Origin of the sequence: Chryseobacterium sp. GM_Chr_2 (assembly GCF_026540445.1) — a bacterium.
GTDB lineage: Bacteria > Bacteroidota > Bacteroidia > Flavobacteriales > Weeksellaceae > Chryseobacterium.
Map to the genome: position 1 here is coordinate 1 of NZ_JALNUD010000002.1, position 23,186 is coordinate 23,186.

The 23,186-nt window shown below is 35.1% G+C and carries 19 protein-coding genes; 12 read left to right on the forward strand and 7 right to left on the reverse strand.

Annotated elements, in window-relative coordinates; translation table 11 throughout:
* Window positions 1-229 precede the first annotated feature (229 nt).
* From OXQ85_RS03370 to OXQ85_RS03380, 3 genes are all read right to left on the reverse strand, one after another.
* Window positions 230-967, reverse strand: a complete 738-nt coding sequence (locus OXQ85_RS03370) for a hypothetical protein (RefSeq protein WP_267402396.1) — start codon at window positions 965-967, stop codon at window positions 230-232.
* Window positions 968-1,057: 90 nt separating this feature from the next.
* Window positions 1,058-2,407, reverse strand: a complete 1,350-nt coding sequence (locus OXQ85_RS03375; RefSeq protein WP_267402397.1) for an MFS transporter — start codon at window positions 2,405-2,407, stop codon at window positions 1,058-1,060.
* A gap of 13 nt (window positions 2,408-2,420) precedes the next feature.
* On the reverse strand, window positions 2,421-3,854 hold the full coding sequence (locus OXQ85_RS03380) for a mannitol dehydrogenase family protein (RefSeq protein ID WP_267402398.1): 1,434 nt from the start codon (window positions 3,852-3,854) through the stop codon (window positions 2,421-2,423).
* Between the two features lie 165 nt (window positions 3,855-4,019).
* On the opposite strand from OXQ85_RS03380, the gene OXQ85_RS03385 reads away from it, so the two are divergent.
* From OXQ85_RS03385 to OXQ85_RS03425, 9 genes are all read left to right on the forward strand, one after another.
* Window positions 4,020-5,039: a LacI family DNA-binding transcriptional regulator gene (locus tag OXQ85_RS03385; RefSeq protein ID WP_267402399.1), complete on the forward strand. Its 1,020-nt coding sequence runs from the start codon at window positions 4,020-4,022 to the stop codon at window positions 5,037-5,039.
* Window positions 5,040-5,243: 204 nt separating this feature from the next.
* Window positions 5,244-5,720 carry a sigma-70 family RNA polymerase sigma factor gene (locus tag OXQ85_RS03390; RefSeq protein ID WP_267402400.1) on the forward strand — a complete coding sequence of 159 codons (477 nt, stop codon included), beginning with the start codon at window positions 5,244-5,246 and terminating at the stop codon, window positions 5,718-5,720.
* Window positions 5,721-6,266: 546 nt separating this feature from the next.
* Window positions 6,267-7,085: a FecR family protein gene (locus OXQ85_RS03395; RefSeq protein ID WP_267402401.1), complete on the forward strand. Its 819-nt coding sequence runs from the start codon at window positions 6,267-6,269 to the stop codon at window positions 7,083-7,085.
* Between the two features lie 83 nt (window positions 7,086-7,168).
* On the forward strand, window positions 7,169-10,387 hold the full coding sequence (locus OXQ85_RS03400; RefSeq protein ID WP_267402402.1) for a TonB-dependent receptor: 3,219 nt from the start codon (window positions 7,169-7,171) through the stop codon (window positions 10,385-10,387).
* A gap of 30 nt (window positions 10,388-10,417) precedes the next feature.
* Entirely contained in the window at window positions 10,418-11,827 is a 1,410-nt protein-coding gene (locus OXQ85_RS03405; RefSeq protein WP_267402403.1) for a RagB/SusD family nutrient uptake outer membrane protein, read from the forward strand.
* A gap of 14 nt (window positions 11,828-11,841) precedes the next feature.
* Window positions 11,842-12,738 (forward strand): glycerophosphodiester phosphodiesterase family protein, encoded by an 897-nt coding sequence (locus OXQ85_RS03410; RefSeq protein WP_267402404.1) that lies wholly within the window; start codon window positions 11,842-11,844, stop codon window positions 12,736-12,738.
* A gap of 199 nt (window positions 12,739-12,937) precedes the next feature.
* Window positions 12,938-13,282 (forward strand): phage holin family protein, encoded by a 345-nt coding sequence (locus OXQ85_RS03415; protein WP_267402405.1) that lies wholly within the window; start codon window positions 12,938-12,940, stop codon window positions 13,280-13,282.
* 190 nt (window positions 13,283-13,472) lie between these two features.
* Window positions 13,473-15,467: a S9 family peptidase gene (locus tag OXQ85_RS03420; RefSeq protein ID WP_267402406.1), complete on the forward strand. Its 1,995-nt coding sequence runs from the start codon at window positions 13,473-13,475 to the stop codon at window positions 15,465-15,467.
* Between the two features lie 174 nt (window positions 15,468-15,641).
* Entirely contained in the window at window positions 15,642-16,130 is a 489-nt protein-coding gene (locus OXQ85_RS03425; protein ID WP_267402407.1) for a DNA-deoxyinosine glycosylase, read from the forward strand.
* A 138-nt stretch (window positions 16,131-16,268) separates the two neighbouring features.
* Here OXQ85_RS03425 and OXQ85_RS03430 read toward each other — a convergent pair whose 3' ends face one another.
* The 4 genes from OXQ85_RS03430 to OXQ85_RS03445 form a co-directional block, all read right to left on the reverse strand.
* Window positions 16,269-17,306: an aminoglycoside phosphotransferase family protein gene (locus OXQ85_RS03430; RefSeq protein WP_267402408.1), complete on the reverse strand. Its 1,038-nt coding sequence runs from the start codon at window positions 17,304-17,306 to the stop codon at window positions 16,269-16,271.
* Entirely contained in the window at window positions 17,297-18,205 is a 909-nt protein-coding gene (locus tag OXQ85_RS03435) for a sugar phosphate nucleotidyltransferase (protein ID WP_267402409.1), read from the reverse strand. The genes OXQ85_RS03430 and OXQ85_RS03435 overlap by 10 nt, the downstream gene beginning before the upstream one ends.
* The gene (locus tag OXQ85_RS03440) at window positions 18,195-19,580 is read right to left on the reverse strand and encodes a Gfo/Idh/MocA family oxidoreductase (protein WP_267402410.1); all 1,386 of its coding nucleotides are present in this window, start codon (window positions 19,578-19,580) and stop codon (window positions 18,195-18,197) included. Before OXQ85_RS03440 ends, OXQ85_RS03435 begins: the two co-directional genes overlap by 11 nt.
* A 161-nt stretch (window positions 19,581-19,741) precedes the next feature.
* Complete coding sequence (locus OXQ85_RS03445) at window positions 19,742-20,434, reverse strand: AIM24 family protein (protein WP_267402411.1); 693 nt, start codon at window positions 20,432-20,434, stop codon at window positions 19,742-19,744.
* Window positions 20,435-20,609: 175 nt separating this feature from the next.
* On the opposite strand from OXQ85_RS03445, the gene queA reads away from it, so the two are divergent.
* From queA to rlmN, 3 genes are all read left to right on the forward strand, one after another.
* Window positions 20,610-21,659: a tRNA preQ1(34) S-adenosylmethionine ribosyltransferase-isomerase QueA gene (gene queA / locus OXQ85_RS03450; RefSeq protein ID WP_267402412.1), complete on the forward strand. Its 1,050-nt coding sequence runs from the start codon at window positions 20,610-20,612 to the stop codon at window positions 21,657-21,659.
* 68 nt (window positions 21,660-21,727) lie between these two features.
* Complete coding sequence (locus OXQ85_RS03455; RefSeq protein ID WP_267402413.1) at window positions 21,728-22,075, forward strand: four helix bundle protein; 348 nt, start codon at window positions 21,728-21,730, stop codon at window positions 22,073-22,075.
* A 42-nt stretch (window positions 22,076-22,117) separates the two neighbouring features.
* On the forward strand, window positions 22,118-23,152 hold the full coding sequence (gene rlmN, locus OXQ85_RS03460; RefSeq protein WP_267402414.1) for a 23S rRNA (adenine(2503)-C(2))-methyltransferase RlmN: 1,035 nt from the start codon (window positions 22,118-22,120) through the stop codon (window positions 23,150-23,152).
* The last annotated feature ends 34 nt before the right edge of the window (window positions 23,153-23,186 follow it).

The following is a 23,186-nucleotide window of genomic DNA, read 5'->3' on the forward strand; positions in this document are numbered from 1 at the left end:
ATAAATATACCAGTGGAAGTAAGGAATATTCGCTCTTAGATTCTTACAAAATGACAAACTTTGTAGATAATTTTTTTAATTCAGTTATAAAGAGTTTTAACAAAAAATTCTCGATACAAAATTCTTTTCAGAATTTCACTCGAATTGACGATGCAGTAAAAACACTCCAACACTCTCACGCTCCAACTCTAAAACCTTCTCACCCAAAAAAAAACTCCCACACTCAAGCTCAGAAAGAAAATGCCTGTACCGAAAACTGTAAATAGGCATTATTACCCACAGGATTCCACATTCCCCAGATACCGATCGGGAGTTTATAGCCTGCGATGGTAAAGCTTTTGGAAACAATTAAGCTCACTTCCGTTATACCATCTTTTTTAGCGAAAAAATTACTTGCTTCTCCGGCATGATTAAAGGCAAAACCATATCCCGCTCTGGCGCGAACTTCCAGATTTTCATCTTCATTTTTATACACAGGATATTCCGCAGAAGCGAAAGAGGAGTATTTATTCTCTGTGTTTTCTTTATTTCGGTCGCGTCCGAAAACAACGGTATTGAAACTTAATGTTAAAGGCAGTTTGTCACTAATCGTATAATATGATCTCAAATCCCAGAAACGACCCGTTTCGCTGGCATTATAATTAAAGAATTCTTTGTTGTTATAAGTGGCTGCAGGCGAAAAGTTATAAATGTCCCAAAGTTCAACCGTAAGATGCTTATTTTTATAACCGATGTAATTGTTGAATTCTTTGTAGGAACCGTCAACATTTCCACCTGTCCAGAATCCGCCATAAAAATTTTTTCCGTCCAAGTGAAGATCTCCGGTATAAATTAATCCTGATGAAACTTCCAGTCCGCGCCATAAATGACTGTTTCTGAGTTGTAAAGCGGAATGTAACTGTTGGGCAAAGGAAAGAGAAGTCCCAATGATAATTGATGAAATTATCAAAATTTTTGTCTTAATCATAACATTTGTGTGTTTAGTTGAGTTGTAGCATCCTACATCCGATAAAAATACCAGAATGTAGAATTCACAAACACAATGATGAACGGTTTATTAGTTGTTTATTAAATCTTTTTCTCTGATCTTTGAACCAAATAATGCGTAAGAAAGCATTAATAATTCACAGATTACAGTAAGAATCCACGTCCATCTCCAAGATCCGAAAGCATCTGCCAATCCTCCCTGAACTAAGGTAAAAACGGCACCTCCGAATACTGCAGAAATGAAAACTCCTGAAGCTTTTGAAGTATATTTATTCAATCCTTTAATAGAAAGTGAATAAATGCAGCTCCACATGGATGAATGTAAAAGTCCAATGGCTACCAGAAACCATAAATTTTGAGTGATCATAGCAACAATAGCTAAAATGGTTGATAAAATAGTAGTTGTTGCCAGCTGAGTTCTCGCAGAAATATGACTCAGGAAACTTGAAACAGATCTGCCTACCAAAAAGCCACCCCAATATAATGTTGAAAGCAGGGCATGAATTCCAAGATCCATTCCGCCGATCATGATATCTGTTTTTCCAAAGAAGGTGATTGGGTGACCTGATTCCGTTAATTCAAATGCATGAAGATTGATATTGGCTCCAATGGCAACTTCGGTTCCTACATAAAAGAAAATAGCAACTACACCCAATGCAAAATGTCTGAATGACCAAATGCTTCTTTCCAGTTTTTCCCCAGCTACGGCTCTTGTGTTTTCGATGTCCGGTAAATGAAGTCTTTTCGTAATTAAAATAACGGTCAGGATACAAACGATCAAGACAGAAAGAGGAAGTAAAAGCTGTTTAATCTCAATACTTTCAATGGAAATTCCGCTAAACATCACTACTGTTACGAAGAACGGAGCAGAAGTGGTTCCAATAGAATTAATGGCTGTTAAAATGTTCAGACGCTGAACGGGCTGTGTTCCTTTTAGCTGATAAGAAGCCGCATAAGGGTTTACCACCACCTGAATAACAGCCGCTGAAGTTCCCATTAAATAAGATCCTGCCACGAAAATGACAAATCCGAAAGGTATAATGGCATCGCCTATAGTAAACTGTAAATCTGTATAATGTGTCCCGAACCATGAAGATAGAAGATACATGAAAAGTCCTGAAATCATGAAGAATAGACCTCTCAGAATGGTATTTTTATATCCAAAAGCATTTACCCATTTGCTTCCCAAAGTTCCGTTTAAGAGATATCCTAAAAAGAAAAAGAAAGAAATAAGGGTGGTAAATGTGTTTTTCAAACTTCCTGCGTGAGAAAGAAATGTGAATTTCAACGGAGCCTGTAGCTGCTCATTAACGGTGGTTAAAAATCCGACAATGAAATAAATAAAGGTAATAATAGCAAACGGAAATACGCTGCCGGTTTCCTTTGTATTCAAGGATTTTACGTCTGAATTTACGATCATATGTGTTTGTTTTTTATAGTATTGATTCTAATGTTTCTCCTGCACCATTATTTTTTATTTCTTCTGTAAATTTCTGATATAATGCTACAAATTTATTCGCAGATTTAAGATCTATGCTTTTGAAAGGTGATAAATCTAAGAAATCCAATGCATTATCACTTGAAATTAATTTTTCATCTTTTTCTCCCAGCCAAGGTTCTGCAATTTCAAAAGAATGCCCTTTATCATCCACTTTATATTTCAAATAATGTCTGTAAGAAGCAAAAAGGAAGGCTACTCGGGTAAGGTTCTTATAATCATTTACCATTTTGATAAGATTTGGCATGATATAAACAGGAAGCTTTGAAATTCCGTCGAAACACAATCTGCTTACCTGATCGCTCACACTGTGATTGGCAAATCTTTCAATAAGTGTCTGCTTATAAACGTCAAGATCTGTATTTTTAGGTGCCGGAACATACGGTGTAATATCAATATCCATATAATCACGGATAAATTTCACAATACTTTTATCCTGCATCGCCTCATCAACTTTTCTATACCCTTTTAAAAATGATGGATAAGAAAGCATCATATGAGAAGCGTTAAGAAGGCTGAGTTTCATGTTTTCAAAAGCAGTCACATCATCCGTAAATTCTACGCCTACATTTTCCCAGTTGGGTCTTCCGGCAATAAAATTATCTTCAATTACCCATTGTACGAAGTCTTCGCAGTAAACTGGCGCTTTGTCATCAATTCCGCTTTTTTTGTTTAATCTTTCCACATCTTCGGGAGTCGTCGCAGGAGTAATTCTGTCTACCATACTGTTCGGGAAAGTGACGTTAGATTTCATCCATTCTGCCAGATCTTTGTCTTGAGCTTCGATGAAAGTCGTAAAAGCTTTTTTCGTTGTATTTCCGTTGTGCTGAAGGTTGTCGCAGGATAAAATTGTGATGCTGCCGTTTCCTTTGTTTTTTCTCTGACGAAGACCTTCTGCTATAAATCCGAAAACGGTGGATGGCTGGGTTGGATTTTCTAAATCATGTTTAATTTTTTCATCATTTAAATTAAACTCATTGGTTTCTTTATCCAGATTATAACCTCCTTCCGTAATCGTTAAAGTAATGATTTTAATAGTTGGATCTGCAATTTTATCAACAACAGCTTGAGGATCTTCAATTCCCCAGATGAGTTCTCTCAAAGAACCTATTTTATAAACCTCATCTTTTCCGTTTCTTCCGCAAACTGTCAACGTATAATCAAGATTTTGAGAACGAAGATGATGAACGATTTTTTCATCAGTCGGTAAAAGGCAAACTCCGCAGATTCCCCAGTTCTGCTGATTTTTTTCTTTCAATATCAAATTGGTATAATATTGCTCATGAGCTCTGTGGAAATTTCCAACCCCAATGTGTACGATTCCTGTCGTTATATTTTTAGGGTCAAATGTATAAGGTTTGATAGTCATATGAATATAGTTTTAATTATCCGTTAATCTTTTGCTAAACTTATATTAATAATCATATTCGTTGAGAGTTTTTATTAACAAATGAGCAACGGGAACGTTCCCAAAGATTAGGGAACGTTCCCAATTGCACTTTTTTTTAGTATTTTTGATAAAAAAACACATCATATGAAGCGTGTTACCATAAAAGATCTATCAAAATTTTTGTTATTATCTACGTCTACGATCTCCCGGGCGCTCTTAAATGACAAAAACATTAATCCCGAAACCCAAAAAAGAGTACTAGAAGCTGCTGAAAAATTAGGCTATAAACCAAATCCTGCTGCCATCAGTTTAAAGTACGGTCAATCCAAGAATATTGGGCTTGTAGTTCCAGAAATGATTACCCCGTTTTCCTCAAAAGTTTTACAGGGAATTCAGGAAGTTTTATATCCTTTGGGCTATCGCGTGATTATTACTCAATCTGACGAAAATCCTTTGATAGAAAGAAAAAATCTACAGTTGTTGGAAGAATTTAATGTGGAAGGAATTATCATTAATTTAAGTCATGAAACCTACAACGAAGATATTTATAAGAATATCATCGAACGTGGAACGCCTATTGTTTTCTTCGACAGGATTCCCAGTAAATCGTTGGATGTTTCTAAAGTGATTGTAGACGATCATATTAAAGCTTCTCTGGTGGTAGAACATTTGATTAATACCGGAAAAAGAAAAATTGCTCATATAATGGGACCTTCTACGATCCGGAATGTGATTGAAAGGGCAAATGGTTATAAAAGAATTCTTGAAAAACATCAGATTTTTAATCAGGATTTAATTATTCAGACGGAAGGAATGATGTTTGAAGATGGCAAGAATGCTATTAAAAAGCTGTTTGATAAAAATGTTGAATTCGACAGTATTTTTGCGTTTTCAGATACTTTGGCGATCGGAGCGATGAATTACCTTCACGAAAAAGGTATCAAAATCCCGGAAGAAGTTTCGGTGGCAAGTTTTTCGGGAACCGAACTGGCAACCATTGTTCATCCCCAACTCACCAGTGTGGAGCAACCTTTGGTAAAAATGGGCGAGGCGGCTGCAAAATTAATTTTAGATAAAATAAAAGATATTTCCACTCCCAGCACGACAATTGTGATGGATACCGACTTGGTTTACAGAGCGTCAACTTTTTCTAAAAATCAATAAATGGTTAAAATAATGATTTGATAATTATTGATATGTTTATTTTATATTGTTAATAATCAAATTAATAGAAATATATTTTTTATTTGCCAATCACAATGTTTTTCTTAGATTTACTTCGTACAGCAAAGGGAAAATTAACATCCTATTAATCTTAGAAAAATTAATTATAGATACTTTTGTCAAGCTGTTTTATAAAACACAGTGATGGATCAATTCAAGAAAATATATTCTGAGTACAAGCATAGGGTGTATTTCTTTGTTAAGAAATACATTCAGAGAGATGAAGACGTGGAAGATGTAGTTCAGGATATCTTTGTGCACGTTTGGAAACATCTTGAAAAAGCTGAAAAAGTATCTGTTGAAGCTATTATTTTCAAAACATCTCAGCAGGAAGTTGCTAATTTTTACCGTAAAAATAAGCTTCAGTTTGTATCTTCAGAGCAAATCATCATTAAAGACAGCGAAGATGAAATTTTGGATGAATCTGTAAAAGATGAACAAATTTCACAGATTGAAAGCCTTTTGGATAAACTTCCGCAAAAAACTAAAAAATTATTCGTTCAGCATACCATAGAAAACGCCAGTTATTCTCAATTGGCAAAGGAAAATAATGTTTCCAAAACTGCTATTGGTAAGCAAATCAACAAGGCGATTTCTTTTCTTAAAATCAATCTTCAGTAATTTTTATTGCTGAATTACATTTTTTATTTGAAGCTTTTTGACTTCATGAAATTGTTGTTTTATATTTTTTAGAAGCTTTTTCCAGCTTTCCGCACTCGCTATTTCGATAGGTTTCGGCGCGGCAGCGAAGCTGCCGCGCCGAAACCTATCGAAATGAGCTCAAACAAATACTTCAATCTGGGCTAGGGATGCGGTCATTCATTTAATATTTGGGAAATAATTACAATGTTTGTCTTTCCATAGAATATGAATAGAGTTCGATTGTCATTGCGAACCGAAGGTGAAGCAATCTCAATAATAAATTGAGTCACAAAGTTTATCGTCCAGCAGAACTCAATACGAATTTTTCTAATACTATGCTTAGATCCTCGCAGAAGAAAAACTTTTACAGGTTTAAACTCAAAATAAAACTTACATAATTTAATATTTCCCTCTTTTAATTTTAACCAAATGTTAAATTTTAAAATTTTAGGTTGACGATTTTACATTTCTGCGTATTTACTATAAATGACTTATCTGAAAGTTATTTTGGGATAATATAAAAGGATGAATTCAAAAGAAGAGTTTGAAAATGCGTGGAACTCCATTCCCGATGATCAGAGAATGGATGATATTACAGACCGAAAAATCTGGAATGGGATTGAGAATACCATTAAAACACAAAAAAATAAAAAAAAAATATATTGGGTTGCTGCTGTTTTAGTACCATTTATCGCTTTTTTAATGATTTTTAAAACCTTTCAACATTCAAAAACGGAATCGAGAAAAGAATATGTTTACGAATCGAAGGAAAGTTTAAAATCATTTCAGTTAACGGATGGAAGCATCATTGAGCTGCAGCCGCACAGTAAATTAATAGTAAGCGAAAATTTTGGAAAGAAAGACAGAAATGTAAGTTTTATAGGAAAAGGAATATTTAGCATTACAAAAGATAAAACAAAGCCTTTCCGAATTGTGGCAGGAGATTTTAAAGTTCAGGTACTGGGAACCAAGTTCTTCCTTGATCAGAAATCGGAAGAGAAAAAAGTAGAATTATTCGAAGGTAAAGTGAAAATCGAACATCAGAATAAAATAACGTATCTGCTTCCAAAAGAAATCTGGATCAACGGAAAAGGAAATGAAAATGTTCATTTTTATAATCCTGAAAAGCAGAAAGATTTCACCTTTAATAATGCTGAATATGCAGAAGCCATTCAACAACTTGAAAAAACATATAATATAAAGATTTCTTATCCGGAAAAATTCAGTCATAAAAAAGTAAGCGGAGCATTCACCGGAAATCTTAACGAAGTACTTTCCGTGATTAGTTTCCCTTTTAATTTAAAACCAGAAAGAAAAAATAGTACAGAAATAATTTTAAAATAAAAGAGCACCGATATTGGCGTATCGATGCTTAATAGATCAATTTAGAAACCGGTAAAGTTTAATAAATTAACATTGGCAAATTTATGAAAAAAACAGCAATTAGTATTGCTATGCTTGGCATTTTGTGTACAGTACAAATGTCTTATGCGAAAGAAATACACACGTACTTCCAGAATCCTGCCCCTGCGGGATTACCCGTAACGAAGGTGCTTGATAAACTGAGTAAAACAACAAAAGCACAGGTTTTTTATTCCGTTTCAGACCTTCAGGACATTGTAGTAGATGATAAAAAGATAGATTACAAATCTTTGAATAAATCTTTGGATTATCTGCAGAAAAACTATCCGATTGAATTTAACGTTCAGAACAATATTATCACAGCCAGAAGAACCGCAATGAAAATGGCTCCGAAGAAAATTGCAATGAATCTGAACGCTGCGGTAAAAAACGATACCGTAAAAGAAAGAGAAAAGAAAATTGATGAAGTAGTTTTAATCGGATACGGAAAGCAGAACAAAAAAGATATTTCCGGTTCCATTGCTTCCATGTCTGAAAAAGATTTGAAAAGTGTAGCCTCAGGAAACTTCGGAGATATGATTGCCGGTAAAGCAACGGGAATTCAGGTAACGCAGGCAAATGCAACGCCGGGTTCTTCGCCCACAATTCGTGTACGTGGTGTGGGAACATTAACAGCAGGTGCTAATCCGCTGATTGTTGTTGATGGTTTTCCTTTAACAGAAGGCACTAACTTAAATTCAATCGATCCCAATTCAATTGCTTCAATTGATGTATTGAAAGATGCGGCTTCAACAGCAATTTATGGTTCCAGAGGGGCGAATGGTGTGGTTTTGATTCAGACCAAAGAAGGAAAAAAAGGCAAGCTTGAGTATACTTTGGATTCTTATTACGGAATTCAGACCAGAAGTGATAACGAAAAGTTTGTGAACGCTTATGATATGGCGACTTACATGAAAGAAGCCAGAGATAACAATTATCTTTCAAAAGGAGCGGGGAGAAGTGCCTCTGATGATAATGCGACGAGAGTAGCAAAAGGAGCTACTTTAAGAGAATTAATTCCGAATTATCTGATTCCTTATCTTAATAAACAACCGGGACTTACCGATACAGATTGGTATTCCACAGTTTTGAAACCCGCCCCGATGAGTAATACAGCATTCAACGTATTGGGGGGAAATGAAAAAACAAAATATTCATTTACCGGAAGTTATTTGAATCAAAAAGGGTTATTGATCGGAACAGGATATGAAAAATATTCGGGAAATATCAATTTAAGCACGAATATTACAGATAAATTAAAGTTTGGAGTTTCCATGACACCATCTTTCGCGAAAGGTGAACTTTTTGACATGGTAAATGGAGGAAGAACATATAATTTGCTGCAAATGGCGAGTACCATGTATCCTTTCTTTTCTCCAAGAGATGCAAACGGAAATCTTTTGATTTCTCAAGAGATTAGAGAGAATGGTCCTTATGACGGTGCTTTAGTAGAAAATCCTGTGGCTATTGCAGAAATGACGAAAAGGAAATATACTTTATTTAAGACATTCGGAAATATTTTCGCAGAATGGAACTTTTTAAAGGATTTCAGATATAAAGTTTCTGCAGGAGGAGATTATTCAAGCTATGAATATAACTTTTTTAAACCTTCTACAGTGGGAAGTTATAGAACAGCGGCCAATGTTGATGTTGCCTCAGCAAGCAGAACGGAATATATTACTAAAAATTATTTGATTGAAAATTTATTAACTTTTGATAAAAAACTAGACAACCATTCATTTAACGTTATTGCCGGACAGTCTTTTCAGAAAGAGCAGTCTAACCAAGTCGTAACATTGGCGGCCGGTTTTCCGGATAACAGCCTTGAAAATATTTCAGGAGGAAGCTCTTTTAAAATCGATGCTACCGATTATACCTGGGCATTATTGTCTTATTTTTCGAGATTTAATTATAGCTACGACAGCAGATACAGCTTCATGGCATCTTACAGAAGAGACGGTTCTTCGCGATTCGGAGCAAATACAAAATGGGGAGATTTCTACGCGCTATCTTTAGGTTGGACGTTGAGTAATGAAAGCTTCTTCCCGAAAAATAAATTCATTGATCCCGTTAAATTTAGATTTAGTTTAGGAACCAATGGAAACAACCAGATTCCAAACTTCGGTGCAATGTCATTAATGACACCTGAGAACTATGTTTTTGGTGGAATATTAGCTCCGGGATACCGTTCGAACACGCCGGCAAACGTGAATTTGTCTTGGGAAAAATCTGAATCTACCAATTTCGGGATCGATTTCTCTTTATTTAATAAATATTTAAATGTTTCTGCAGATTATTATATTTTAAACAGAAACGGATTGCTTCTTGATGTTCCGGTTCCTCAGCAATCGGGTTATACAACGGCTCTTCAGAATATCGGGAAGATCAGGAATACAGGTTTGGAACTTCAGTTATCATTAAGACCAGTTCATATCGGGGATGATTTTGAATATTCTAATAATTTAAGCTTCTCGGCAAACAAAAATAAAGTATTGGCTTTAGCAGATAATCAGACTCAGATTGTGACAGGTGCAAACAATTTCTCGGTGACAAAAGTAGGAGGTTCTATCGCGGAAATGTACGGATATAATATTCTTGGGGTGTATAAAACACAGGCAGAAATTAATAATTCGCCTCACATCGAAGGTACAATGGTTGGAGATTATATCATGGAGGATATCAATAAAGATGGAAAGATTGATGCTAATGATAAGAAAAGCTTTGGATCTGGAATTCCAAAATATGTGATGGGTTTTACCAATTCATTTAAGTATAAAAACTTTGAATTAAATTTTACTTTATATAGTGAATTAGGGCGAAAAATTTACAACGGAGATCAGGTGAGTATTACAGAATCCGGAGAAGGTTTTGGGGTTGCAAATCAGGAATATTTTGATAACCGATACAATCCTGTTACCAATCCGAATGGAACATATGCAATGCCGAACATGAACTTTTCAAACAACAGAAAAGAAGCGAGAACATCAAGCATTTTCTTTAAAAATGGGGATTATGTAAGACTGAGATCTTTAAGATTGGCTTATAATCTTCCGGAAAGTTTAACATCAGCTTTAAAGGTAAGATCTATTCAATTGTACTTTATGGGGAATAACTTGTTGACTTTCACTTCTTACAAAGGTCAAAACTTAGATGCGAACTCAGACAGTGTTTTAACACAAGGATATGACAACGGATATTATCCGGTAGCCAGAACGTATTCTTTCGGAATGAATATGAAATTTTAATCTGAATGTTTTTAATTAAATTTTAAATAAATGAAAAAATTATATATACCATTATTAGCCATCGTTTTATTACAGTCATGTTCTTCTGATGTACTGAATACGGCTCCTGAAAGTATTAAACAAACGGCTCTTTTTTATCAGAATCAGGCACAGTTGGAGCAAGGGGTGAACTCTGTTTATGCTTCGTTACAATACAATGGGCAATATCAGTTGGCAATGTTGGCAATTGGTGAAATTCCTTCTGATAATACATTTGATGAGGTTCCGGCAAACGACAGTTTTACCTACGGTGAGTTTGATTTTTTTACCATTCAACCCAATAATTCGTTGATTTCAAGTACCTGGAAAGACAATTATATAGGAATTCAGCAGGCAAATATTGTATTGAATAGAATTGGCGCTGTATCGATGGATCAAACGCTGAAAAATTATAGAACAGGTGAAGTAAAGTTTTTACGGGCTTTAATGTATTTCAATTTGGTTAGAATTTTTGGAGATGTGCCTTTAGCGACAAAGGAAACGGTAGATGTGAATGAATATTTCGGACAGGGAAGAACGTCTTCCGAAACCGTTTATAATTTCATTGAAACTGAGTTGAAAGATGCAATTAATTTATTGCCTGCAAAAGCGGCTCAGAACGGTAGAGTAACAAAAGGCGCTGCTTTGGGAATTTTAGGGAAAGTATTGGTTACCAGAAATAAATTTAGCGAAGCTTTACCTTATTTTAAACAGGTAGAAAGTTTAGGATATCAATTATTGGTGCCTACTGATATAAGTAAAATTTTTGATCCAGCTAATAAAAATAATGCTGAAATTATTTTTGATGTTCAGTTTGCTTCAGGGCTAAACGGTAATACAGAAGGAAGCCAGGCCTATCAAATGTTCAGTCCTTCAGGATTTGTACCGGGAGCTAAAGGGCATAATCTTCCTACAAAAGAAATTTATTCTCTTTTTGGAAGTGATGATAAAAACAGAAGAGATGCTTATTTAGGTATTACCACCAATAATGTTCCTTATACCAAAAAATTGGTGAAAACATCTGCTGCTGTTGCAGACGGAGGAAGCAATGTGGTGGTGCTTCGTTTGGCAGATGTATATCTTTTGATGGCAGAATGTTATGCACAGGCAAATGATTTTATGAATGCTAATTTATATTTAAATAAAATAAAAACCAGAGCGGGAATTTCTAATGTAAACCTTACCACTCAAACAGCTTTGCTTGATGAAATTGCCTTGGAAAGAAGAAAAGAGTTAGTAGGTGAAGGCCACAGATGGTTTGATTTGGTGAGAACAGGAAAAGCGATTTCTGTAATGACCAATTATTTCCAGAATACACCCGGATATTCTACAGCATCGATAAAATCTCATAATTTGATAATGCCTGTGCCTCAGGATCAGATTAATACAGATCCTGCGATCAAGCAAAATCCGGGATATTAATATAAAATTGAATTATGGCGAAAAATAATTTTAAAACGACTCAGATTGCTTCTTTTCTTTTGCTTTTATGCGTTTCTGTTACTGCCTATGCACAGATTTCATTAAGCAAATTTCCAAAAGATAAAGTGATGGTAGTCGCCCACAGAGCAGATTGGAGGGAAGCTCCCGAAAACTCCATCATGGCGATTAAAAAGGCAATGGAGAAAGGAATTGATATGGTGGAAATAGATTTGGCATTAACAAAAGATAATGTTCTGATCTTAATGCACGATAATACCATCGACAGAACCACCACCGGAAAAGGTAAACCTTCGGATTATACATTGGCAGAAATTAAAGAAATGTATTTGAGGGATGGCGTAGGTTCTCCCACACAGATGAAAGTTCCGACTTTGGATGAGGTTTTAGATCTTACAGACGGTAAAATTTTCATCAATCTCGATAAAGCGTTTGATTATTTTGATTTGGTGTATCCGATTTTAAAGAAAAGGAATATGTTTGATCAGATTCTTTTCAAAGGAGTGGCAAATTATGATGAATTTAATTTGAAATATGGAAAAATAAAGAATGAAATTCACTTTATGCCAATTGTAAGATTAAGCGAAAATGAAGGTTGGGATAAAATAAATAACTACCTGAAAAACTATAAAGTATATGGTTTTGAATTCACGTTAGGTAAAGACGAAAGCCATTTAATAGATTTTAAAAAAGTACAGGATAAAGGAGCCCGAGTTTGGATCAATTCTCTCTGGCCGCAGCTGAGTGCCGGTCATTACGATGATTTGGTGCTGGAAAAACCGGATGCCTATGAATGGTATCTTAAAAATAATATCAACATTATTCAGACCGACAGACCAAAAGAGCTCATCCATTATTTAAAGGAAAAGAATAAATATTCCGCAGTAAAATAAAGCTAGAATTCTTTATATGTTGAAAGAGTCATTCACTGTACGGATGGCTCTTTCGTTTTTTAATAAATTGATTTTTTTAATTAAATTTTAAATGTAAACTAATTATTTTCATGGGTTAAAGACATGGTTGTGATTTTTAGAGTTATTTGGAATGCCTTTTGCTCGGTAAGTCCTATAAACATTAAAAAAATCAAACATTATGAACTTGATTCTTCGACTTTTGATTACGGCCATTGTGGCTTTTCTTTTAACGAAAATTTTACCGGGAGTACATTTCGACGGATTTTCAACGGCTGTTATATTCGCAATAGTTTTAGGTATTTTAAACTTAATTGTAAAGCCGGTTTTAAGCTTGTTCGGTTTGCCACTTACCATCATAACACTAGGATTTTTCGCTTTGGTTATCAACGCAATTATCATCCTTATCGCCGATTATTTCATTGATTCGATGAAAGTAGATGGTTTCTGGTGGGCATTTATCTTCAGTATTTTGCTTTCCATCATTACTTCTCTTGCCAATTCGATGTTCTCGGACGGAGATTAATCAAACAGAAAACTTCATATCAAATTATAGAAAATCCATCAGTTATTAATTGGTGGATTTTTGTTTGATAAGATAATTATGAAATCACTATCGGGTTTTTATTTTAAATAATTAACTTTGGCAATCTTTGAATTAAATTGGAATTGATGAGATCAGCCTGATTTCATCGTCTGTTAAAAATGAATTTTATATGAAACTTAAGTACAGTCTGCTGGCTTTGGCAGCTCCGCTTTTAATGAATGCACAACAGTTAATGACGCCTGAGATCCTATGGACTTTGAAGAAAGTGGGGGTACAGGCAGTTTCGCCAGATCAGTCTTCTCTTATTTATAAAGTAGGGCAAACGGATCTGAAAACAGAAAAAACAAAAAGTGAGAACTATTTTCTAAACGTTCTTAATCATCAGTCTACCAAAATAGATTTCGGTAAAAAAGCCCTTATTCAGTGGGATAAAAACGGAATTTATGCTCAGGAAGGCGATAAAATTTTCTTGTCAAAAGACAGCGGAAAAACCTGGTCTGAGTTTTATACCATTGGTGATGCCGATAATATTGTAATTTCTCCGGACGGGAAAAAAATTGCTTTCAGCAAGCAGGTTTTGGTGGAAAAAGTAATGGGGAAAGACAAATTCTCTGATACTCCGAAAACGACGGCTCAGGTATATACCGATTTGAACCACAGACATTGGGATTACTTTAACGAAGGGAAATACAACCATGTTTTTGTAGTGAATACTTCATCTGCTGTAGATTCAGCAAAAGATTTGTTGGAAGGAAAAATGTGGGATTCTCCGCAAAGACCTTTCGGTGGTGCTGAAGATTTCATCTGGAGCCCGGATTCTTCACAACTTTTATATGTTACAAAACCTAAAAGTGGTGCAGCATATTCTACAAGCACAAACACAGATATTTTTGCTTACGACTTAGCTTCAGGATCAACAAAAAATTTAACTGAAACGAATAAAGGATACGATGTAAATCCAAAATTCAGTCCTGACGGAAAATCACTGATCTGGCAAAGTATGGCCAGAGACGGTTATGAAGCGGATAAAAATGATGTAAAAATCATGGATTGGAAATCTGGGAAAACTACAAATCTTACGGCTGCTTGGGACGAGAGCGTTTCCGGCGATGTTTTCTGGGCTGGAGATTCCAAAACAATTTATTTTACAGCGGCTTTCAGAGGAACAAAACAATTATTTTCTTTAGATGCTAAAAATGCTAAAGTTCAGCAAATAACCAAAGGTGATTTTGATGTAAATGAAATTTTTGCTGATCAGAAAAATACCCTTCTAGTAGGAAGAACCGATATAAACCATGCAACAGATCTTTTCTCTGTCAACTTGAAAAACGGAGAAATGAAGCAGGTTACGGAAGCTAATAAAGATACTTACGCCAATTTAGCTCAGGGAAAATCTGAGTTGAAAATGGTAAAAACTTCAGACGGAAAAGAAATGGGCGTTTGGTTCCACTATCCGCCAAACTTTGATCCGAATAAAAAATATCCGACTCTTGTATATTGCCAGGGAGGCCCTCAATCTGCATTGACTCAATTTTTCAGCGTAAGGTGGAATTTTGCTTTAATGGCTGCAAACGGATATATCGTGGTTGCTCCAAACCGTCGCGGAATGCCGGGTTGGGGAACAAAATGGAACGAGGAAATTTCAAGAGATTGGGGTGGCCAGCCGATGAGAGATTATTTGGCAGCAACAGATTATGCGAAAACTTTACCTTATGTTGATGGGGAAAGAGTAGCTGCTGTTGGTGCGAGTTATGGAGGATACAGTGTATTTATGTTAGCCGGCATTCACGAAAACAGATTTAAAACATTCATTGCGCACGATGGATTATTTGATATGAAATCTTGGTATTTAACTACGGAAGAACTTTGGTTTGCCAATTGGGATTTAGGTTCTCCTTGGGAAAAGCCGCTTCCAAAAGCATATACAGAATTTAATCCAAGTAATTTTGTAGATAAATGGAACAAGCCAATTATGATCGTTCAGGGCGGAATTGACTTCAGAGTTCCTTACGAACAAGGTCAGGAAGCTTTCCAGGCTGCAAAACTGAGAGGGTTGAAATCAAAATTAGTGTACTTCCCGAACGAAAATCACTGGGTTTTACATCCTCAAAACGGTTTGGTTTGGCAAAGAGAATTCTTTGATTGGTTAAAGGAAACTTTGTAATCATAAACAATTTCCATCCTTTGGAGGGGTGGCGAAAATTCGGAAGAATTTTTGACGGGGTGGTTTTAAAGTTTATCATAATGTAAAAACGACTAAAAATATCAATAGGAGCGGGCTTTAGCCCGCTTTTTGTTTATAATATTTCAATGGCTTTAGCCAAAATATATTTAATCCATGCAAGACAGAATATTTTCTTTTCCACCCATCATCGACAAAGATTCTAAAATTATAATTCTAGGTTCAATTCCCGGTGTAAAATCATTAGAAAAACAGCAATATTACGCTCATCCTCAAAATAAATTCTGGAAAATTATTTTCGAATTATTTAATGAAAACTTTACCGAAGATTACGCCGAAAGAATTAATATTTTGAAAAAACATCATATTGCACTTTGGGACGTTATCGATTCCTGCGAGAGAAAAGGAAGTTTAGATTCTGAAATAAAAAATGAAGAAGCCAACCAAATTGCAGAACTTTTAGAGGAATTTCCTAACATACAAACCATTTTTTGCAATGGCGGAAAATCATTTAAAAATTTGCAGAAAGTTTTAGGTAAAGATTTTAGAATTCCTTTCTATGTTCTGCCGTCAACCAGTCCGCTTCACACCATTTCGTTTGAAAAAAAGCTAGAGGAATGGAAGGCTATTTTAAAGTTTTTATAAAGGGTAAATCTCTCGCGAATTCAGCAGATGATTAAGGATAATTAAAATTAAAAAATCTGCGTAATCTGCTAAATCTGCGAGAGACATATCAAAAATCAGTTAGTATTAGGCATGTTATGCTGAGCAAAGTCGAAGTATTTATAACGTTTTATTCAAAAATCCCCTCAATCCTCTCAAAAGCATCAATTGATTTCTAGTTCGATCCAAATTATGTTCAGTATATTTTGTTGAATAATAAATATCTCCATTCAGATAATCCGTTAAAAATCGCACTGCCTGAATGTAAATAACGACTTGCGATGCATAATCCAGATTTTCAATCTCAATATTTGTTAGATTTTTCTTCAAATGGAATAAAAAACCATCTTTTACAGCCTTATAAATTTCAGAATCAAAATTATTTTCAGAATTACCGTCGTCTTCGTCTGTAGTGTTCGTGTAGGATCGAATCATGTCTCCAAAATCATATAAAATCGTCGAAATCATGATTGTATCGAGGTCTATAACGGCTAAAGGATCATTATTGTGATCAAAAAGAATATTGCTTATTTTCGGATCTGCATGAATAATTCTCTTTGGAAGAAGTTGAGTTTTTTCCATATCAATCCATTTTTCCGGTAGATCCAGCAATTGATTTATCAATTCAATTTCTTTTTCAGAATTTTTCAGGAAAGTTTCAGAAGCAGTTTTTAACGAAATATTATAATCAGCCATCCTTTTTTCAAAATTGATGAAATCAGGAAGCGTTTCTTTGATATTTACAATTGATTCTGAATTAATGATATTCAAAAAATAACCAAAAGTTTTCGCTGCTTCGTAAGCCGTTTTTTTATCCGAAACTTTTAAAAAGGTTGTACTGTTTTCAATAAAACTGAGCATTCTCCATGCTTCTCCATTTTTAGTTTTAATTAAATATTGATTTGAAATTGAATGAATAGGATTCACCATTTTCAGATGGTAATCACTCTTTTGAAGAAGATTATTTATTTCTAAATGATTATGAATAATGGTTTCCGGGTTTTTGAAAATTGAAGTATTGATCTTCTGAAGAATATATTTTTCCTTTTTATCAAGGTCTTCCAAAAGATAGGTGGAATTGATCAATCCATTGGTTATCGGAGAAATTTTATAATTTTCGGTACAAATGAATTCTTGAACAATATTTTTTAATTCCATAAATCTACAGGATATATTTTGTTCTGAATTTCGTTTTCTAAAAAATCCTTCAAAATGATTTTATCTTCAGGGTATGTCATCCCCTTCCAAATAGAAGGCGATTTTTTTACCAACACTCTTATTTTATTGGAATCAATCATTTTCTGAACAGCAAGCGGAATATAAAATTCTTCCGTAATCGCAGGTTTTGAATTCAAAAATTCATTAAAATAAGTTTCGAGATAAGTGAATATTTTATGATGAAATATCAGAAAATTCATGGAAACCAAAGTGTCAGAATTTATTTTAATATTTTTTCCGTTTTCAGTGTAAATTATTGAATTATTTTCTTTTCGGATAGAAGTTTGTTCATCAACATTCACCAAGAAATTCTCAGAATCTATTGTGCAAATTCCTCTTGCTACGGTTCCGTTATCACTTAATGTTGTTTCGATGGGGTAGGCAATCATTTCAAATTGCTGCTCAGAAATATTTCTCCAGTCGATTTCCTGTGCCGCTAAGCTGTATATTTTTTTGCCGTAAAAATCATCAGCATTAATCATTACAAAAGGCTCATTAATTACCTCTTTTGCACATAAAATGGCATGACCAGTTCCCCAAGGTTTTTTTCGATCTTCAAAGTCAATATTTTCCGGAACATATTTTTCCATATCTTGATAAACCCAATGAAGTTCAAAGTTTTTTAACTTAGAAATATTTTCAAGCCTTTCAATATAGCTTTCGGGGATAAAACGGTTGATAATGATCACGATTTTATTGAAACCCACTTCCAGCGCATCATAAATAGAATACTCCAAAATAGGCGAGTTGTTATCTAAAATTCCGTCGACTTGCTTTAATCCTTTGTATCGGCTTCCGAGTCCGCCGGCTAATATGAGTACTGTTTTCTTAGAATTCATCGGTCATTCCAAATACAGGTTTACGGTTTTTCCATTGTCCTTTGGTGAAATCAGGAATATCAATTGCCTGTCCACTTTTTTGTATTGATTTTTCGCTCAGTGGCGTGATAGAATACCATGTCGCCAAGTCATACACATCCATCGGGAATTCTATGTTTCTTTTGATACATTCAATGAAAGTATTCATAACGAAAAAGTCCATTCCTCCATGTCCCGCGCCTGTTGCTTTACTTTCAAACTTTTTCCACATCGGATGGTCGTTGTCTTTTAACCATTGTTCAGAATTGTCCCATTTGTGGGTGTGATTCATGGTTTTTTCAAAATAAATATGCCCCTGATTAAAATCGCCCCAACCGAAATCCTGCCAGATTCCTTCCGTTCCTTGAACTCGGAAACCTAAATCGTAAGGCCTTTGAAGGCTCGTGTCATGCGTTAAAAGTATGGTTTCACCATTTTCACAGGCAATTTGTGTGGTCACAATATCACCTTGATTGAATTTCACTTTTGCATTCGGATGATTTTCGCCACCTTTTGGATGTTCCACAATATATTTATGCAAACCGACCGCTTTTGATGAGAATGAAGAAAGTCTGGTTAATCTGTTTCCTCTGTTAATATTCATCGTCATGGCAATAGGCCCGAGCCCGTGGGTAGGGTAGAGTTCGCCATTTCTTTTTACATAATGTTCAGTACGCCATTTTGCCTCGCTGAAACCTTTTGCACCAAATTCTACCCCTGATTTGTAAGGTGTAATTCCATCATTGAATAAAACGTCGCGTAAATCGTGTTGATAACCGCCCCTTCCATGAACCAATTCTCCGAACATTCCTTTACGAACCATGTTTAAAACTGCCATAATATCTCGTCGGTAACAAACATTTTCCATCATAAAAATCGGAACTTTTGTTTCTTCATAAGCCTTTACAAATTCCCAGCAATCTTCCAGTTTTATCGCTCCGGAAACTTCCATTCCTACAATTTTTTTAGCTTTCATCGCTTCGACACCTTGTGTAAGGTGCCATTCCCAAGGGGTTGCAATCACTACGGCATCAATATTGAGCTTTAAAAGGTTTCGGTAATCATATTCTCCGTTTGAAAACTCTTTCGCCGCTGCTTTATTATTGTCTTTCAGGATTTTTTGAGATGCAGCCAGCATTATTTTACTGGGATCAGCAAATGCCACGACTTCCACATCATCTCTTTTTGCTAAAAGTTTTACGTGCTCCTGACCTCGCAAGCCAACGCCAATGAAGCCTACACGAACTTTTTTATCTGCTGCGAAACCTTTAGAATATGAAAATAATGAACTGGGTAAAACAAGAGCACCAAAACTTGCCAATGCTGTTGTTTTAATGAAATCTCTACGTGTCGTCATCTTTATGTTTTGTTTTTAGTAAAGATATTGAAATATTATTATCGAAATGAAAAAGTGAATAAAGTTGAATAAATTAATTTTTATGAATAAAATATTTACATTTTAAAATAAAAAAAAGACCATTTCAAGAGTGAAATAGTCTTTATATGATAAAAAATAAATTACTTTTCTAGGCGATAAACCTCTTCATACGGCTGAATAAGCACCCAACCATTCCCTGAAAACTTCATTTGGAATTCTTCACCACTTCCTCTTCCTATTAAACTTTTAAGAGAAACATTGGTTTTCAGTTCAGGACTTAAATTTCCAGACCAAGCAACGGTGGCATTGGGATCTGTAAAAACTGGGCTGTCAGGAGTTACCATCAAGGTCAATGGTTCACCGTGAGTGGTGATCGCAATGTGTCCTGTTCCGGAAAGTTTAACCTGAAAAAGTCCGCCAGACATTACTCCGGCAATACTTTTTAACATGGTGATATCACTTTTTATGCTTTGCTCGTGCGCTAAAACATCGTTTCCGTTTACACAAACAGATTCGTTATTTAAATAAAGAATTCTTACTTTTTTACCTTCGTCGGCAACATACAATTTCCCGGTTCCCTCCGCTTTCATCAGCTTTGCTCCTTCACCGCTGATGGCTTTTTTCAACAAATTTCCCAATCCGCCGGCAAGCATTCCCTGTCTTTCGAATTTGATGTCTCCGATGTAGCTTACCATACTTCCGGTTTTCGTCCAAACATATTGGTTGTTGAGATTAATTTCCAGCAAAGCAGGCTTTTCCAGTTCAAAATAATCTCTTTTTTGTGGATTTTCTTTTGTTTCGTTTACGAATGATTCGATTGAATATTTGCTCATAAGTGTAATATTTTCTGTCTCAAAAATAGCTTTTTTTACCGTTGAAAAGTACCGTAATATCACGGTTTTTTATTTATGTTAAATAATACTTGACAAAGGGGTATTGAATGTCGTATATTTGCACCTCGAAAATTACACCTTGTAATTTGATAATTTTTAAACCGTAATTTAAAAAATGAAGACATCCGATTTTAATTTCGACCTTCCTGCAGAATTACTAGCAGAACATCCTTCTGAGCACAGAGACGAAGCAAGATTAATGGTTCTTGACCGTAAAACTCAAACAATTGAGCACAAATTATTCAAAGATGTGGTTGATTATTTCGACGAGAAAGATCTATTTATCTTTAATAATACTAAGGTTTTCCCTGCTCGTTTGTATGGAAACAAAGAAAAAACAGGAGCTAAAATTGAAGTTTTCTTGTTGAGAGAGCTTGATAAAGAAACTCGTGTTTGGGACGTTTTGGTAGATCCTGCAAGAAAAATCAGAATTGGTAACAAATTATTCTTTACTGAAGATGAATCTTTGGTAGCTGAAGTTATCGATAATACAACATCAAGAGGTAGAACTTTGAGATTCTTATTTGATGGTTCTTATGAAGAATTCAGATCAAAATTAAAAGAATTGGGAGAAACTCCGCTTCCTAAATATATCAAAAGAGATGTAGAGCCGGAAGATGCTGAGAGATACCAAACGATCTATGCTAAAGTAGAAGGAGCTGTAGCGGCACCAACTGCTGGTTTACACTTCTCTAAGCATTTAATGAAGAGATTGGAGATCAAAGGAATCGATTTTGCTGAAGTAACGCTTCACGTTGGTTTAGGAACTTTCAACCCAATTGAGGTAGAAGATCTTTCTAAGCACAAAATGGAATCTGAAGAGATCATTATCGACGAGAAAAATGCTGAGATCATCAACAAAGCGGTTCAGGAAAACAGAAGAGTTTGCGCTGTGGGTACTACTACCATGAGAGCGATTGAAACTTCAGTTTCTTCAAACAGAAAAATTTCTGCATTCCAAGGATGGACGAATAAATTCATTTATCCGCCTCACGATTTCGGAGTTGCCAACACAATGATCACAAACTTCCACACGCCAAAATCTACATTAATTATGATGATTGCAGCGTTTGCAGGAAGAGATTTCGTAATGCATGCTTACGAAGAAGCCGTAAAAGAGAAGTATAAATTCTACTCTTACGGAGATGCAATGTTAATTTTGTAACAAAATAAGTAAAAAGAGCCAAGTTAAAAGTAAAAAGGCAAAACAAGTTAAAAGTAACACTTATCAAGATGAAACAAAATGATTTACTTACAAGGACTTTTACGTTTGGAGTAGACTGTCTTAAGTTTTTAAGAACGCTTCCAAATGATCCTGAAAGTAAATTAGTGAGATTTCAACTTGGTAAATCTGCTACCTCAATTGGGGCTAATTATGAAGAATCACAAGCCGGATCTTCTAAAGCTGATTTTAGAAATAAAGTGAAAATTGCTTTAAGAGAAGCTCGAGAAAGTAATTTTTGGCTTCGGATTTTAGAAAATTTAGATGGTTATAATTCAGAGGAATTTAAACATTTATTAAATGAAAGTTCCGAATTGAAGAATATTCTGGCTGCAATCGTTAATAATACCAAACTTTAACCCTTTTTAATTTTTACTTTTAACTTGGCTCTTTAAAATATTATGAAAGATATCCGTACTTTATCACTAGATCAGCTTAAAGACTATTTTGTGTCTTTGGGAGAAAAACCGTTTCGTGCGAAACAGGTTTATGATTGGCTGTGGAGTAAAAACCTCCATTCGATTGATGAAATGACGAATCTTTCGAAACCTCTTCGCGAAAGAATTGCAGAAGAGTATACCATTAACCCTGTTTCTGTAGATTTGCTTCAGAAAAGCTCAGATGGAACCATTAAAAATGGAGTGAAACTTCACGACGGATTATTGGTGGAATCTGTCTTAATTCCTACAGAAACGAGAACTACAGCTTGTGTTTCTTCGCAGGTTGGATGTTCATTAAACTGCGAATTCTGTGCAACGGCGAGACTCAAAAGAATGAGGAATCTTGAAGTAGCGGAAATCGTAGATCAGGTTGCTTTAATTGACAGCCAGAGTAAAATGTATTTCAACAGACCGCTTTCCAATATCGTTTTTATGGGAATGGGTGAGCCTATGATGAATTACAAAAATGTGGTGGAAGCAATCCGAAAAATTACTCAGCCGGAAGGTTTGGGAATGTCTCCGAGAAGAATTACCGTTTCTACATCGGGAATTCCAAAGATGATCAAAATGCTTGCAGATGACGAACTACGTGTGAAATTAGCCTTGTCACTTCACTCTGCCATTGAGGTTAAACGTAATGAGATCATGCCGTTTTCGGATAAATTTCCTTTAACGGATATTATGGAAGCTCTTCAGTATTGGTATCAAAAAACCGGTTCTGTAATTACTTTTGAATATTGTGTCTGGAAAGGAATTAACGATGGCGATGAAGATATTAAAGCGTTAATTAAATACTGTAAACAGGTTCCTTCTAAAGTGAATTTAATTCAGTATAATCCTATTGGTGACGGAAAATATGACCAGTGTAATAAACAAGCTGAAGAAAATTATATTCGTCAACTTGAAAATGCCGGAATTGTTTGCGTCGTAAGAAAGAGCCGTGGCGGTGATATTGATGCGGCTTGCGGACAGCTGGCCAACAAAACAGCGGATTAAAATTTCCTTAAAAACTCAATTTTATTTTCTTAAA

What these genes read in the sequence shown, in the direction of transcription:
- OXQ85_RS03440 (WP_267402410.1), bottom strand. Translation starts at nt 19,580, where the DNA reads ATGACGACACGTAGAGATTTCATTAAAACAACAGCATTGGCAAGTTTT.
- OXQ85_RS03400 (WP_267402402.1), top strand. Translation starts at nt 7,169, where the DNA reads ATGAAAAAAACAGCAATTAGTATTGCTATGCTTGGCATTTTGTGTACA.
- OXQ85_RS03430 (WP_267402408.1), bottom strand. Translation starts at nt 17,306, where the DNA reads ATGGAATTAAAAAATATTGTTCAAGAATTCATTTGTACCGAAAATTAT.
- OXQ85_RS03410 (WP_267402404.1), top strand. Translation starts at nt 11,842, where the DNA reads ATGGCGAAAAATAATTTTAAAACGACTCAGATTGCTTCTTTTCTTTTG.
- OXQ85_RS03425 (WP_267402407.1), top strand. Translation starts at nt 15,642, where the DNA reads ATGCAAGACAGAATATTTTCTTTTCCACCCATCATCGACAAAGATTCT.
- OXQ85_RS03420 (WP_267402406.1), top strand. Translation starts at nt 13,473, where the DNA reads ATGAAACTTAAGTACAGTCTGCTGGCTTTGGCAGCTCCGCTTTTAATG.
- OXQ85_RS03370 (WP_267402396.1), bottom strand. Translation starts at nt 967, where the DNA reads ATGATTAAGACAAAAATTTTGATAATTTCATCAATTATCATTGGGACT.
- OXQ85_RS03375 (WP_267402397.1), bottom strand. Translation starts at nt 2,407, where the DNA reads ATGATCGTAAATTCAGACGTAAAATCCTTGAATACAAAGGAAACCGGC.
- OXQ85_RS03405 (WP_267402403.1), top strand. Translation starts at nt 10,418, where the DNA reads ATGAAAAAATTATATATACCATTATTAGCCATCGTTTTATTACAGTCA.
- rlmN (WP_267402414.1), top strand. Translation starts at nt 22,118, where the DNA reads ATGAAAGATATCCGTACTTTATCACTAGATCAGCTTAAAGACTATTTT.
- OXQ85_RS03445 (WP_267402411.1), bottom strand. Translation starts at nt 20,434, where the DNA reads ATGAGCAAATATTCAATCGAATCATTCGTAAACGAAACAAAAGAAAAT.
- OXQ85_RS03415 (WP_267402405.1), top strand. Translation starts at nt 12,938, where the DNA reads ATGAACTTGATTCTTCGACTTTTGATTACGGCCATTGTGGCTTTTCTT.
- OXQ85_RS03385 (WP_267402399.1), top strand. Translation starts at nt 4,020, where the DNA reads ATGAAGCGTGTTACCATAAAAGATCTATCAAAATTTTTGTTATTATCT.
- queA (WP_267402412.1), top strand. Translation starts at nt 20,610, where the DNA reads ATGAAGACATCCGATTTTAATTTCGACCTTCCTGCAGAATTACTAGCA.
- OXQ85_RS03435 (WP_267402409.1), bottom strand. Translation starts at nt 18,205, where the DNA reads ATGAATTCTAAGAAAACAGTACTCATATTAGCCGGCGGACTCGGAAGC.
- OXQ85_RS03395 (WP_267402401.1), top strand. Translation starts at nt 6,267, where the DNA reads ATGAATTCAAAAGAAGAGTTTGAAAATGCGTGGAACTCCATTCCCGAT.
- OXQ85_RS03390 (WP_267402400.1), top strand. Translation starts at nt 5,244, where the DNA reads ATGGATCAATTCAAGAAAATATATTCTGAGTACAAGCATAGGGTGTAT.
- OXQ85_RS03380 (WP_267402398.1), bottom strand. Translation starts at nt 3,854, where the DNA reads ATGACTATCAAACCTTATACATTTGACCCTAAAAATATAACGACAGGA.
- OXQ85_RS03455 (WP_267402413.1), top strand. Translation starts at nt 21,728, where the DNA reads ATGAAACAAAATGATTTACTTACAAGGACTTTTACGTTTGGAGTAGAC.